14 protein-coding genes are annotated in these 13,356 nt (G+C 60.6%); 9 read left to right on the top strand and 5 right to left on the bottom strand.

Annotation, left to right across the window (positions count from 1 at the left end):
• The first annotated feature begins 10 nt into the window (after positions 1 to 10).
• The 7 genes from ACS5Q0_RS13435 to ACS5Q0_RS13405 all read left to right on the top strand — a co-directional run bounded on the left by ACS5Q0_RS13435 (position 11) and on the right by ACS5Q0_RS13405 (position 7,074).
• Positions 11 to 892, top strand: coding sequence for a hypothetical protein (locus ACS5Q0_RS13435; protein WP_473127146.1), 882 nt, complete (start codon positions 11 to 13; stop codon positions 890 to 892).
• Positions 882 to 1,913 (top strand): AbiJ-related protein, encoded by a 1,032-nt coding sequence (locus ACS5Q0_RS13430; RefSeq protein WP_473127145.1) that lies wholly within the window; start codon positions 882 to 884, stop codon positions 1,911 to 1,913. The genes ACS5Q0_RS13435 and ACS5Q0_RS13430 overlap by 11 nt, the downstream gene beginning before the upstream one ends.
• Entirely contained in the window at positions 1,910 to 2,203 is a 294-nt protein-coding gene (locus ACS5Q0_RS13425) for a hypothetical protein (RefSeq protein WP_473127144.1), read from the top strand. Before ACS5Q0_RS13430 ends, ACS5Q0_RS13425 begins: the two co-directional genes overlap by 4 nt.
• Before the next feature lie 50 nt (positions 2,204 to 2,253).
• A complete protein-coding gene (locus ACS5Q0_RS13420) occupies positions 2,254 to 3,564 on the top strand; it encodes a hypothetical protein (protein ID WP_473127143.1) in 1,311 nt (436 codons plus the stop codon).
• A 56-nt stretch (positions 3,565 to 3,620) separates the two neighbouring features.
• Positions 3,621 to 6,434: an SEC-C metal-binding domain-containing protein gene (locus ACS5Q0_RS13415; RefSeq protein WP_473127217.1), complete on the top strand. Its 2,814-nt coding sequence runs from the start codon at positions 3,621 to 3,623 to the stop codon at positions 6,432 to 6,434.
• Between the two features lie 146 nt (positions 6,435 to 6,580).
• On the top strand, positions 6,581 to 6,772 hold the full coding sequence (locus ACS5Q0_RS13410) for a hypothetical protein (RefSeq protein ID WP_473127142.1): 192 nt from the start codon (positions 6,581 to 6,583) through the stop codon (positions 6,770 to 6,772).
• Positions 6,760 to 7,074, top strand: a complete 315-nt coding sequence (locus ACS5Q0_RS13405; protein ID WP_473127141.1) for a hypothetical protein — start codon at positions 6,760 to 6,762, stop codon at positions 7,072 to 7,074. The genes ACS5Q0_RS13410 and ACS5Q0_RS13405 overlap by 13 nt, the downstream gene beginning before the upstream one ends.
• 333 nt (positions 7,075 to 7,407) lie before the next feature.
• On the opposite strand, the gene ACS5Q0_RS13400 is transcribed toward ACS5Q0_RS13405, so the two are convergent.
• Both ACS5Q0_RS13400 and ACS5Q0_RS13395 read right to left on the bottom strand, forming a co-directional pair.
• The gene (locus ACS5Q0_RS13400; protein ID WP_473127216.1) at positions 7,408 to 8,511 is read right to left on the bottom strand and encodes a DUF3800 domain-containing protein; all 1,104 of its coding nucleotides are present in this window, start codon (positions 8,509 to 8,511) and stop codon (positions 7,408 to 7,410) included.
• Between the two features lie 106 nt (positions 8,512 to 8,617).
• Complete coding sequence (locus ACS5Q0_RS13395; protein WP_473127140.1) at positions 8,618 to 10,177, bottom strand: amidohydrolase family protein; 1,560 nt, start codon at positions 10,175 to 10,177, stop codon at positions 8,618 to 8,620.
• Between the two features lie 187 nt (positions 10,178 to 10,364).
• Between ACS5Q0_RS13395 and ACS5Q0_RS13390 the strand changes: the two genes are divergently transcribed.
• Positions 10,365 to 10,835: a hypothetical protein gene (locus tag ACS5Q0_RS13390; protein WP_473127139.1), complete on the top strand. Its 471-nt coding sequence runs from the start codon at positions 10,365 to 10,367 to the stop codon at positions 10,833 to 10,835.
• Between the two features lie 433 nt (positions 10,836 to 11,268).
• On the opposite strand, the gene ACS5Q0_RS13385 is transcribed toward ACS5Q0_RS13390, so the two are convergent.
• The 3 genes from ACS5Q0_RS13385 to ACS5Q0_RS13375 form a co-directional block, all read right to left on the bottom strand.
• Entirely contained in the window at positions 11,269 to 11,649 is a 381-nt protein-coding gene (locus ACS5Q0_RS13385) for a plasmid fertility inhibition factor family protein (RefSeq protein WP_473127138.1), read from the bottom strand.
• A gap of 292 nt (positions 11,650 to 11,941) precedes the next feature.
• Complete coding sequence (locus tag ACS5Q0_RS13380) at positions 11,942 to 12,193, bottom strand: hypothetical protein (protein WP_473127137.1); 252 nt, start codon at positions 12,191 to 12,193, stop codon at positions 11,942 to 11,944.
• A 51-nt stretch (positions 12,194 to 12,244) separates the two neighbouring features.
• Complete coding sequence (locus ACS5Q0_RS13375) at positions 12,245 to 12,496, bottom strand: TatD family hydrolase (RefSeq protein ID WP_473127215.1); 252 nt, start codon at positions 12,494 to 12,496, stop codon at positions 12,245 to 12,247.
• A 193-nt stretch (positions 12,497 to 12,689) separates the two neighbouring features.
• Here ACS5Q0_RS13375 and ACS5Q0_RS13370 point away from each other — a divergent pair, with 193 nt between their 5' ends.
• Positions 12,690 to 13,283 (top strand): DUF6088 family protein, encoded by a 594-nt coding sequence (locus ACS5Q0_RS13370; protein ID WP_473127136.1) that lies wholly within the window; start codon positions 12,690 to 12,692, stop codon positions 13,281 to 13,283.
• Positions 13,284 to 13,356: the final 73 nt, after the last annotated feature.

Here is a 13,356-nt window from a genome sequence, read left to right as displayed (position 1 = left end):
GGGGGAAAGGGTGTCGACCTATTTTACGGATCGCGAATACGGGGCCCGTCCCGCAATAATCGATGTCATTAATGAGCGCCTGTGGGCCGGCCTTTTCAGCTTGATCCAGACGAGGATTGGCGATGGCTCGTTTGGCCTTCGCTTTCCGGAACAGTGTCCCGACGGGAACGGTCCGTGCGGTTGTGACGTACAGGCCTTCAGCCGGGTGCTGGGCGCCGAGGTGCCGTGGATCGAATGGCCGCTCTCGGCGAACGAAGTGCCCGATACGCCGGTGATCCTCGATCTGCTGGAATTCTGCGCTGGCGCAGTGGGCGAGCCGATTCAGGGCTCATATCATTCCTACTATCGTCACCACCACTTGAGTTGGGATCGAGACGCCGGTCTTGCGCGATTTGTGGCGGACGTGAACCTCCTGTTTCGCCGCAACGCGGTTGCTTATGAACTCACATCGACCGGGCAGGCCCGTCGGCTTCTTCCACAGCCGATCGCCGATGCTCTCGGTTGGGCGATGTTTCAGACTGGTGACGCGGAGACGGATCGGCTGCTCGAAGCCGCGCGCCAACGGTTTCTCTCGCCAAAGCCTGAAGATCGGCAGGACGCGCTGGAGAAGCTGTGGGACGCTTTTGAACGGCTGAAGACGCTGGAGCCCGGCGCCAATAAGCGCGCGCAGGCCGATGCGCTGCTGGACCGCGTTGCCGCGCCGGGCTCTGGATTTCGGGAAGCGCTTGGGCGGGAGGCCGCTGAGCTGACCTCCATAGGGAACAGCTTTCGAATTCGTCATTCCGAGACGACGCAGGAAGCGCTGACCTCTCTGGATCAGATCGACTATCTGTTTACGCGGATGTTTGCATTCGTGCGCGTGATCCTGAAAGGGACCGGGCGTGGCGGATGACCTTTACGCGCTTATCTCCGGAATTCTGCACGGGATGAGCCACGCCCAAATGAGCCAGGAGCCAGAGCAGGTCGCTGGGCTGGTCGTGCCTGCACCAGAGGGCTCCTCGAAACGGCAGCGTATCGAACTTGCGCTCAAAAACCTCACGCAGGAGGACTTGGCTCGACTGGCGCTCAAATTCGCTGCTGCTCGCATCGACATCCCGCTTGATGAGGCAGGCCGCAAGGTGCTTGAGGCTGATGATCCGCCGCTGACGCAGATCACACGACGAGACGTCGCGCGGATCCTCGGCGACAATCTCGCCGGTGGGCGCAGCACCCTGGAAGTAGTCGAAGGCTACTTTCCACTTTCCTCGCCATTCGAAGACTTTTTCGGCAGCAGGGGCCAGAGCTTGCGCGATCAGGTCGCCCGGCACATGGATCACAATCGGGGCGATTGGTCGGTCGAACAACTGTTCGGAGAAATCGGGGCCTTCGAATGTTCCAGGGCCAGGTTCGGCGCCTTGCTCGAACAAGCTGTTCACCCCCTTTCCCGATCCGGCGATGAGCAGACGAAGACGGTCGCAGCGCTGAACAGGGTACTCGCGCGGGATGGATATGAGCTTGCGCAGGACGGCGAGATTTCCGGCCACCCGCTCTTCAGTTTCCGCTCCCTGGTGCGGGGGGCTAGAGGCCGGCCGAAAAACCTGATCTTTGCGTCGCGAGGGCCAAAGCCGGAGATCGGCTTCGCCGATGCGATCAACAACGATATCGTCATTCTGTCTGGCGAAGAGAGTTGCCTGGTCTACGACCAGCCGATCGGCGCGAGCGGCCTTCTGTGGTCGGAACTCGTTTCCTGGTGGGGCGAGGTTACGCCGGGGGCTGATGCCGCAAAACTCGGAGCTCGCCTCCAGGAATCCCTGGCCTCGAACGCAGAACGCAAGTTTTTCGCGACCTATTTCAAGGCCATCGGTCCGCCCTCGGCGAAGCGCTGCCAGCGCTCCTACCGCAGGTCTACCTTCACTATGATCCTGCGGTCGTGAAAACCCTGCGCCACAGGCTTCCGCTACCGCGTCAGCGTATGGACTTCCTGATGCTGCTTCCCAGCCGTCAGCGCATCGTGATCGAGGTCGACGGCAAGCACCACTTCTCGGAAAACGACCTTCCATCATTGAAGGTCTATGCCGACATGGTGTCGGCTGACCGCGAACTGCGCCTTGCTGGATATGAGGTCTATCGGTTCGGTTCGAATGAATTGGTCGGTGTCGGCGCCGAGGCGATGATCACGGATTTCTTCGACAAGCTTTTTCGACTGCATCGCATTCGGCCATAAAAGTGTTCACCGATGCACCACAACGCGTGGCGATCTGTAGGGGGTAACAATTGACGACGACGATATTCTGGTCTTGGCAAAGTGATCGCGACCCGAAGCTGCACCACTATTTTGTGCGCGACGCGCTGAAGGATGCCTGCAAGCTCATTGCCATCGACCCTGACTATGAGGAGGCGGTGCGACCCGAGGTCGATCACGATACCAAGAATGTCGCAGGAACCCCTGACATCACGAAGACGATCCTGGACAAGATAGGCAGGGCCAATGTGTTCGTCGCCGACATGACCCCGGTCGGGGTAACCGATCCTGCAGCGCTTCAGCCGAACACAGCCGCAGACAAGCGTTCAGAGCCGAAGCATCTGCAAAACCCGAACGTAATGTCCGAGCTTGGCTATGCGGAACATGCGCTCTCGCAGGGCCGCATCATTCTGGTGGCGAACGGCGCGCACTATCCCGGTCCTGTGGCGCTCCCCTTTGACTGGCGTCACCGTAGCGGTGCGAAAGTCTATCACCTGAAGGACGGCGCCACGAAGGAAGAGATCAAGGCGGAGAGGAAGCGTTTCGCCGAGGTTCTGAAGAGCTGCATTGTGCCCATCCTGGCCGAGCAAGCGCCGGCAAAGACGCCCCCGCCGCCCATCTCATGGCAGGCACCGAGCGATAGCGATCCGGCCATCTGGCCGGCGGCGGCGAAGAAGCTTGAGTTTCGCAACAATGCGATGGAGGAGTCGCAGCGCAGTGTTGAGCTGCGGGACGGGACTCGGATCTTTGCACGCATCGCTCCGCGCGAATGGTCGGTGCCTGCTAGGGTCGAGCTTGAACAGCGGATTTCAGACATAGGGTTGAACATTCGCGGACGAGATGGCGACTGGGGTCTCAATGGCGATGGCGCATTGTCGGTCTCGGGCCTCATCTCAGGCGCGCGCAACGACATGATCGTCACCAACGCGACGCAGTGGTTTCAGTCAAACGGTGAGCTTTGGGCGGTCAACAACAACTGCTTCGCCGAGAACAGCGGCGGCAAGGTTTTCGCATCGGCGCTGCCGTTCACACCGCTCGATGCGTTTCTCGGCAAGAGCGTCGCCGCCATCAGGGCAATGGGTGGCAAGGGCCCGATCGGAATCAAACTGGGCGCCGGTGATCTGGCCGACACTGTCTTGCCTGGAGAATATCGATCGCAACGCTTCCCGGCTGTCAGTGCATGGGTGGACGTGGACGAAGAGCGGGATACCTGGACGCCGGAGGAGCGTCGCGCGCTGCTGTTCCGATTCTGGAACGCTCTGATGGACGCCTACGGTCGGCCGCCTGCGCGCTCCATTACAGAGTTCGAGCAAGCAGCTGCGGTAGCGCCGCTCTCGAAATAGGCGGGGGGATGATGGGCGGGGAGGCAAGGCCAAACGTACTCGATCCACGCCAGTTGGTGCGCATCGAGGCCGTGCATCGTGGCTTCCTGTATCAGCACCTCTATCTGGCGAATTGTCTGCTGCGCGCAGGTTCGGCCGGCGTCGACAAAATCGTCATCGAAGGAGACGAAGACGTAGAACTGCACCGGGCGGCCGACTGCTTCTATGTGCAGGTGAAAACGCGCCAGGGACTCTTGGAAGCTGGCGACATCAAGGGCGCCTTTGAGCGATTTGCTTTGATCCGGGCGGAGCACGCCGCCAGCGCACGAACTGGGACGGCGCGCTTCGTCATTGCATCGAATGCAGCCCCGGCGCCGAAGCTTGCCGAGATGCTCGCATCGGCGGATTGGCCGAAGGATGTGGAGGTTCATTGGCCAGGCGGCCCTGTGATCGCCGACCCCACGCTCCCCCAACCACCTATCGACGTGAATGCCGCTGCGTCGGCATGCAGCGCGTTGGCGGCGAAACTGCCATTTGCAATGTTGCGGCCCGATACGCTGACCTGGAAGCTCGCGGGCGCCGCGATGCTCGCAGCATCGGGCACGCCCCCGCGCCGCGATCATGCGTTCCATCCCGATGAACTGCCGGCTCTATTTGAGCAGTTGATCGTCCAGATGCAGGACTTTCCTGCTCCGCCGGCCGTCTACAGGGCGCAGATCAACGAGCCACCGCTGTCGACCGGAGGACGGGTCAGAGTGCTTTCGGGGCTGTCGGGCGCGGGAAAGACTGCGTGGGTCGCAGAAGCCGCGACGCATCTGGGGACACCGGCCGTCTACCTCAATGTAGGCGAGATGCCCGGGCCGGCGCTGGCATCCGCAGTTGCGCGGGAAGTAGGCGCAAAACTCTTCGGCCGGAGTCACGGTGTCTTGGGCGAAATTCTCCTGCCGGGTGCGTCGGGCATGGAGACGCTCGGCGCGCTGAACATCAAGCTCGGTCAGGACGGGCAGCGTGTCGATGTCGTGATCGACAATGCCCATCGCCTGACGCCGGCGGACCTGAAGCCGATTGTCGATCAGGCGCAGAACATCCGCTTTCTTCTGTTGTGCCAGCCGGGCACCGTGACACAGGAGATCGCCGCACTCCTGGGCGTCGAGCACGAAACGCTGGGTGGTTGGGACGAGGACACCATTGCGGCGGTGGTCGCAGAGGCTGGCTGCGTGGCCGACTATGCGGATTGCGAGCGTCTGTCGCGTCTCACTGGCGGGCTGCCGTACTATGTATTGAATGGGGCGACGGTCGCGAAGCGCGAATACGAAGGACAGATCTCAGCCATCTGCGTGGATGTTGAGGCACAGACGAATCTGGTCGCGACGGCGCAGGAGGTGATCCTCAAGCGAGCCTTCGACACGATGCCTGACCAGATGAAAGAGGTCGTGGCGGCGCTCAGTCTGGCCGACGTTCCCCTCTCGCGGGACGAAGCCAGCGCGTACCTTCAAAAAGCCTGCAAGCTCACGCGCCAGAGTGCTATCAGCTTGCTGCGCCAGCTTCCGGATAGCGGAGCGGTCGAACTTTTCAGCAATGCTGGTATCAAGGTCCACGACGCGATGCGGCTACTCGGCCGCGCATACATCGCCGGCCGCGGCGCGGACCACGAACGCGATAGCCGGAAGCTCCTCTCAGCCACCATCATCGAGTCGATCCAGAAGGACTGGAGCATCGCGAAAGTTGCTCTGCTGGTCAGGCTGTTCGGCCAACTCGGTCAGGCGAAAATCCTGGTCGAGTTCGCGACCGACGAGCTGTTCCACGAAATGGGCGTCTGGCGCGAGATCGAACCCTTTCTGATCGCGATCGCCGAGGATGCGGAGGAGGACGCGGAGACGCGCCTTTGGGCTCTCGACGGGCTGGTGTTCAACGATCTGCGCGAAGGCAATGTCGAACGCGGACTGGAGCGCATCGATGGGATGCGCGCGCTGCTGGACAGCAACAAGCTCGGGTCAGATGAGTGGTTGGCCTGGGCCATGAAGCGCATGCTGGCCGTGTCGAGCAACGACGATGTCCAGGGCGTTATGGACATGCTTGCCGAAGTCGAAGAGCGCCTTCCAAAAAGCGACCAGCACCATCGCATCTTTCGCTACAACCGAGCCTTGGCGATGTTCAAGCTCGGGGCCTACGACCTCACGCTCCAGGAAACGGAGCGGCTCGGGCAAGAGTATTATGACCTCCTTGGCCTATCGCCGGAGCAGGTCATTGGCAGAAATCCACCGGCCATCAGGCCGCTGCTGCCCAAGGGTCGGGACAATAGGGACGACCTGAAGCATCTTGCCGATACGCTGGACCTCCACGCACAGGCGCTACAGCGATCTGGGCGATCATCGCCGTTTGCCCGCATACACGCGATGAAGTTCTACGAGCTTGCCCACGCCCCGCAGTCGGTTATCCGCGTGGGCCAGGATCTGGTGGATGACTTTTGCGTCCACAACGACTTTGAGGGCGCGCGGGATGTCATCGAGAAGACGCTTCTTCCGACCGTCCAGGCGTTGAACCTTGTTTCCTGGGTGGTGCCCGTCCGCAGCCAATACGCGGTCGTCCTTGCCTATTCGGGGCAGTTTGACGCCGCCGACAATGAAATGCGCCGGCTTGGGCCCTATGAGGCCGGCCTTAGTCCCGCCGGCAGGGGCGAGTTGCAGGATCAGCGCCGCCTCATTGCGAGCCTGCGTCGGTCCGGCCCACCCCCGCAGAGAAAGGTCGTCATTCCTTCGGCAGTGAAGGAGCTTCTCGCGGCCCGCAACGGGCAAGCAGCGCCACCCCAGCAGCGTCGGACCAAAATCGGTCGAAATGAGCGGTGCCCGTGTCAGTCAGGCCGGAAATACAAGCATTGTCATGGTCGATGAATTGTTGCCGAAACCAATCATCCAAAAGGTTGCTGGTCGAGCAAAGCCGGGCACCAGGCGTCGCCCTCGCAGGGAAAGCCGCGGCCGCGCTGGAGGCGCAACCTGAGCAATATAGAGGTAACGGCGGCGATCGGCGGACTGCGAAGATGAAATCCGGCAACGCCTTCATCCAGTCTTTACAGTCCGCCAAAGCCACGACGGAGGGCAAGCGTCTGGCCGACATGCGCGGGGCATATGGGATTGTTTTCCGCAAGGAGTTCATTGTCGCACGCGACGGTGGACCGATCCTTTTTATGCCTATCAGGATACGCCGCACGCCAAAGCTATGCGGACGCTGATTGACGATGCAGTGGGGCATCCTGACCATCCGATCTGGCGGGTCGCGCCCTTTGTCGACCAGCCCGGACAATATGGAAGCTCGTCATACTTCTTCGAGTGGGAACGGGAATGGCGGCACGTCGGCAATCTCCACTTCGATGAAACTGACCCTGCTTTTTTGATTATCCCCGAAGTTCTACACGAGGCGGCCAGAGACTTTTTCGACAACGCCGAGCGAGAACAGCTCGGGCCAAATTACAAATGCCCCTTCATCGACCCCTCTTGGGGGCTGGAAAAGATCAAAGGCATTCTGAAGCCGTAAGCTCGGGACGGTGGCGACCATGAGCAAAGAGAAGCCCCGCACTTGGCGGGGCTTCCACGGGGCCTGCCTCAGCCACCGTTGCGACGAGACCAGATGAAGTTGTGACTGCTGCCGTCCTCGGCTTCGACCAAGGTGGCGTGGATCGGGACCGGGAAGCTCGGATCGGGGCGACGAAAACGCAAAAGGAGATCGCGGCCTCGTAATAGGGTTGGAGCACGGTAATGTTGAATACCTCCCGCCCGTGGTTTTTCCGTGCTAGCTCGCTCGTCTGTCGCCGCTTCGCATGATCGAAAGGTCCGAAGGATAATCAACAGTCCGCGGGAGCCGGAGGCGTCACATCGGTGCGTCGAGGAAAAATGCGGCCTTCTCTTGATCTTCAAGTCTGAGAATGAAATGCGCGAAGGCCCTGTTCTCCGCGATGGATCGATCGAGAAGCCTCCTCAGCATGCCGAGCGAGCGCTTCTGCTGCGCGCTGAGGCCCCGCCTTGTGGCGGCGAGCTCCGTGGTGCCGGTCGCGCAGACGAACGAAAAGAATTTGCCAAGCAGCCCCGTGACGACATCCGCGACCTGGATACCTGTTTCGGCGTGAGAAAGTGCAAATCGGAAGTGCTTCAGCTCGCGATCACCGTCGACGAAGCGGGTGCCAGCGAGATGCTGCTTCACGACATCCTCGACATCGAGGATGAGCTCGGAATTCTTGAAGAGACAAATCCTCTGCATGTAGAACGGCGCAAAGCTGTCTATGAGCACATTGGGCACCTCGTCCTCCAGATAGGGAAGGGAGTCGACTCGCTCCGCTATCTCCAGCACGCCTTTCAGCATCATGTAGTTGAAATGGGCGAGCAGGTTGCGACGGTGCTCAAGCAATTCGAGGAGCTCGGCTACAAAGGCTGCCCGTCGCTTTCGCCCGACGTCGGGATACGTGAAGCGCTGGAAGAGGGCGACGCTCCCGTCATAGTCATGCCGAAGAACGGTGTAGAGGTCGTTCTTCAGATGCATGTTCAGCGCGAACAGCCTCGGTTCATCGTACTCCGTGAGGATCGAATCCACGACATCGACGATCGACCAATAGAGCGGGTCGAGCACCGAATAATGGACGAACAGGCCCTGACCGCCGAGCCAGTTGAGGAAGGTCTCGAGCCGTGGCGCGTTGAGCAGGTCGAGGAGCTCCCCAGTCGCGACATGCTTGAGTTTGATTTCCGGCGCGTTCTTCTGAATTCGAAGAGCAAGGCGCAGGTCATCGAGCGGCAGAGCGCGAGGCGCTCCACGATGCGCGACGCCGCCAAGGACGAAGCACTGCGGTTCCCGGACATTGAGGCCATCCGATCGCACATGGAGCCGACGGATGTTGTTGGTCTCGTCGTGGTAGATCGTATAGGCGGCGTCCGCACTGGAGAGGGCGTGGAGCGCGATCTCGCGATCTCGGACATCGTTCACATCGATCAAGGCGTACGCTCGCTCTAATGGGCCTTCGGAGGCTGGATCTGGGCTGCCGGGGGAGGGGCATAGGTAGCCGCAGCTCCTCGGGTCCAAGCCAAGTACATCACAGCGTCTGCTTCAGGTAGACCGGCAGATTGACGTTGGCCTTCAGCGCCGGGATGAAATCCGGATCGTCGATCGCCGTGATCGGCGCCATCGGCATCGGCTTCAGGACAGGCGCATTGGTGCGCATCATGTCCTGCAGCGTCGTGAAGTCGTCCTCCTCTTCCATCTCGAAGTCGATGGTGATCGCGTCGCGCTCGATCGCCTTGAAGCCCATGATGGCGGGCGCCGGTGCGCTAGCGGCCAGCTCCTGCAGATGAGCGAGGCCAAACGTGAGTTTCGCGATGGCCGTGCCGAGCGAAAGCCCGCCCAGCGGGTCATCGCCGGGCTCCGTGAGATCGAGCGAATAGTCCTTGCCGCCGACGACGATGCGTTCCTGACGCTTGGCGTCGAAATCCAGAAAGCCCAGGCGTCCATAACGTGGGCGACCGTCGATCATCACCGCCAGGATGTCGCTCTCGCGCGCGTCGATGAGTTGGACATAGGGATCAGCGGCGTTCCCTTCGAGGATGAGCAGGTCCGCCTTTAGCCCGCGCTCGATCGTACCGAGCTGGCCATGCCAGCCGAGCATCCGGGCGGGCGCGGACGTTACCATCCGCGCCAGCTCCTCCGGCGCAAACATGCTGCCGTGGTGATCGCTGACGATGCGCGCGATCTTGAGCTCACCGAGCAGGTTCTTGCTTCCGCTCGGCGACCAGTCCGACCCGAGAGCGATCGGTATGCCGGCTGCTTTGGCCGCGGCGACATCAGCGGTCTGGCCATAGAGCAGCAGGTTGGATAGCGGCGACCAGACCATGCCTGCGGCCGCCTTCAGGCGCGGGTAGTCGCCCACCTGCAAGCCGGTGCAATGGATCGGGATGAGATCGGGATCGATTGCCCAGGTGTTGGGGACGTATTCGAGATCGAGGAAGCGCTGCCGGGCATCCTGGTCGGTGCCTTCGCTCAGATGGTAGAAGAAGGGCCGATCCTTCTTCAACGCCGGCACGAGCTTGGTTGCGATCTCTGATGGCGCGTAGTCGAGCGTCTGTCCGCTCGCGGCCGGAAAGGCGGGATCACCCGGCGCCTCCACATTGCGGGTCAGTCCCTGATACCATTTCTTGCCGCCGTTGCTGCTTGCGCTCAGTCCTTGCGTCGTCGTCGTTCCCCCGAGTAGCGAACGGCACTCGACGAAGCGCGCGATGCTGCGTGGGTAGTCGATATCGGCATTGGCGCCGATGACCTTCGCTGGCAGCGAGACCGAGATCGGGTAGTCGGGCTCCTTCTCGCGCCATTGGTTCCGGTTCGTGTAAAGCTTCGGCACGCTCCAGAGCGGCAGGAAATTGTAGCTCAGATGGTTGTGCAGCTCGATCAAACCGGGAAAGATCGTCCCGCGCGTTTCAACCGCTGCAATCCCGGTGAAGGCGTCAGGAACATGCGCCGGATTGGCGACAACCGCGGCGATGCGATCGGCTTCGATGCAAATGGCGCCACGCGTGTGGACCGTTCCCTTTGCGTCCATCGTTACAATGCGCCCGATGAGAACATACTTGTCTGCATGAACGGCCGCGACGAAGTTTGCCATGATACTCCCCCCACAACAAACGACTTTAAGAATGCATCGATCATTATACGCATTGCGGTTGCAAGCTTACCAGTGATTGCGCGTCGTATTCTTGGCGGCCAGGCTTGGCAGGATGGCGCGATTGCGTAACGTAGTAACAGTCAGTTTTGGAATTCGGAGCCTGCATGAACGACGAAGGACGAACGCAATGCGAAGTACAAAAGGCAGGAAGCCCGCGCTAAAGCTACCGGAGATCAGGCCGGGCAACTGGCGCGGCGAAATTCTTGGCAGCTGCACGGTCAATTTTGGGCAAGTCGTTCAGCCCGGCCCGCCGCGGCAGTCTGTTGAATTCACCTACATGATTGTACCCGCGGCCTTTACCATGCCGGAGGTCCGATTCACCTGGCCGGGCGTCATCATGATCATGACGCCAGCTCCGATGAAAACCGAATTTCCGGAGGCAGGGTGTTTGTTTAAAGCCGCGCATCTTCCCTCGCTGCACCTATCAATCGAGGTCACGCGCGGGCAGTTTTCGGACATGCTGCCTATGCTGGAGGCAAAGCGTCTCAAGGACTTTCACTTCACCTTGGAGAATGAAGCTGACGGCGCCTGGCCAATCTACAGTTGGGGTATGTCGGCGACCCTTGTCGAAGCACAACCGAGGCCGCCGGCGATATGATGTGGAGCTCGCCCGGGCGCGGCAAGAGCGCTTTGCACAGGGTCTGCAGGGCGGGAAGGTCCAGGATGCGAGCCTTCGGACACATCTATTCCGTATTGAGCTGACGCCCTTCGTGTCGCTATTCAGGTTTTGCGGGATGTTTCTCGAAATCGAAGGTTCTTCCCAGCGAGCGGTGCAATGAACTTGTTAGGGCGAAGCCTCCGTGCCCAGCGATAGGTCACTCATCGAAACCTGTTGTGGTTCCAAACCCTCGGTAATTGTCGTTGAGCTCCGAGGCTTTTTACACGCTGCTGGTGGTGCCGATGTTTAGCGGCGCCAAGTTCCTTGATCTCGGTCGCCCCCGAGTTGGCGGTCGATACGAGCGGCGGCCGCGACCAAGCGAACGACCACTGTCTCTCGATATCGAGAGCCCAAGCGTTTGTCGCCGATCACTTCAGATGGCCTCCATGAATGTCTCTGGTACAAAGGAGGCGGGCGGCGGCATGTGCTCAGACAGCAGCCTAGCCTCTTCTTCGGTTATCTGCACTGGCATAGCTTCAGCACCGAGACTTTCTAATGCGCGTGTCCGGTGCCTCCCGTTTACAAATCCGAGAGAAAAAACATTGGCATGGTGTTCCCATCCATATGAGATTCGTGGCATTGGCAATCGACCTATGTGTGTCCCGTAGATCATCACATTCTGGACAGTGTAAGGGATTCGCGTGTTTTCCATTCCCTTCCGATAGATATCGTATTTGCGCTTATCCAAGGTGTTGGCCGGAGGAAGAACCAATGCGCGCGGACTTTTCTCTAAAGCGCTGATAAGACGAGCCAAATCGACCCATACACTTCCCAGTCACAAAGCCTGTCCTTTTTGAAATAGACGGACGCCAGATTTAATTGAGAGCAGGGAATTCTATAAATCTCTTCCGTATTCGCCATATTGATCAATCTCCCTCGTGTAATAGTTGTCATGTACGGGTTTATCGCTGCAGTTAAACAACTAAGGGCCAAGTAGGCGAAGTTTTTTCCTTGCAATCGTTGCCTCGACAGAAATTATTGATGCTCGCTGAATCGATTGCTCGGGTCGCCGTCGAGGTTTAGGCGGATGGCCTGTCGCCGGTGGATCATGTCCCGCCGATGATGTGCCGCTCTTCCCCGAGCGGCACGATCCAGCAGCCTGCGCGTCCGGGGCGTGCGAAGTCGTCGGGGCGCACCGATTGGGTTAGCCGCGTCCGCACCGCCTGCGGCTCCGCATCGTAGGTCGGACTTGGTGCCGCCATTCCCCAGCGTGTGGCGATGGCGATGCGCTTCACTGTGACGTTGCGGCCTCGGGCGGTGATATCGATCCGTCCGGCTTGCGCCCAGGCGCGACCCAAGGCCCTTCGTCGGGTCGCCGCAATCGGGGCAGCCCTTTGCTTCGGCCACGGTCAAGAATGAAAGGTCTGAGGCGCAGGCGATCCAATCCGGTAGGTCGCCCCGCGAGGGGCGGGTGACTTTGATCCGGCGATCGCGGCTACCGTCGATTTCACGTCAGCGGCCTCGCTGGGACGACCGTCAACCTGAGTGAAGGGGCCGTTAGTCTCCGTGAGTATCTGGTCGATAGGCAAGTCGGAGACGAGGGAGCGGCCGCGATCCGAGCGAGTCATCTCGGCATTCACGGAGAAATAGCAGCCGAGCATCGCCTGTCGGATGTTGTCCAAACTGCTGCTGGATCTGCGATGGAGTGAAGCGTCGATCGCATCCAGGTGGGAGCTTGGATCGCGGTGGATGCGAGCACTTTCTCGATAAAGGCACACCGCTCATCAAGCCGGGAGACGCCCCAAGGTTGAAAAATGTCAGAAAACTGCGCATATTTCTGACGGGGGAATAGACATGCAACGCTTGACCGAACAGGTTCTTGCGCACGCGAAGGGGCTGCCAAAAGGCACGCCGGTCGCGGCCAAGAGCTTGCTGCATCTGGGAAACCGGGCCGCAGTGGATCAGGCTCTGTCGCGCCTGGCCGAGCGGGGCCAACTGCTTCGGGCTGGACGCGGTGTGTACCTGCTGCCCATCACGAGTCGGTTCGGCGTGAGCGCTCCGTCAGTAGAACTAGCAGTGGAGGCGATCGCCGCCCAGCGCGGTGAGGTCATCGTCTCGAGCGGTGTGGCCGCCGCTAACCATCTTGGGCTTACGACGCAGGTGCCGGCCCGGTCGGTCTATCTGACGTCGGGGCGCTCGAGGAAGATGAGACTTGGCAAGCAGATCGTCGAGCTTCGCCACGCGCCACGATGGCAACTCGTGCTGGCTCAGCAGCCGGTGGGTGAGGCGATACGAGCCTTGGCGTGGCTGGGCCCCGACAGAGCCGAGGGCGCCCTGCGGACCTTGAAGCGGAGGCTTCCGCCTTCTGCCTTCAACGAGTTGGTCGCAGCAGCGCCGCAGCTTCCGACATGGCTGGCGCGCAGCGTCGGGAAGGTCGCGTATGGCTGATGGTTTCCAACTCGCAAGGATCGAGCCCGCGGATGTCGCACCTTTCGGCGACAAGTTGACCACGACGTCACTG

It is taken from the genome of Microvirga sp. HS2 (assembly GCF_055792805.1).
The sequence above is the reverse complement of the archived record's forward strand: the minus strand, read 5'-3'. Positions and strand labels throughout refer to the sequence as shown.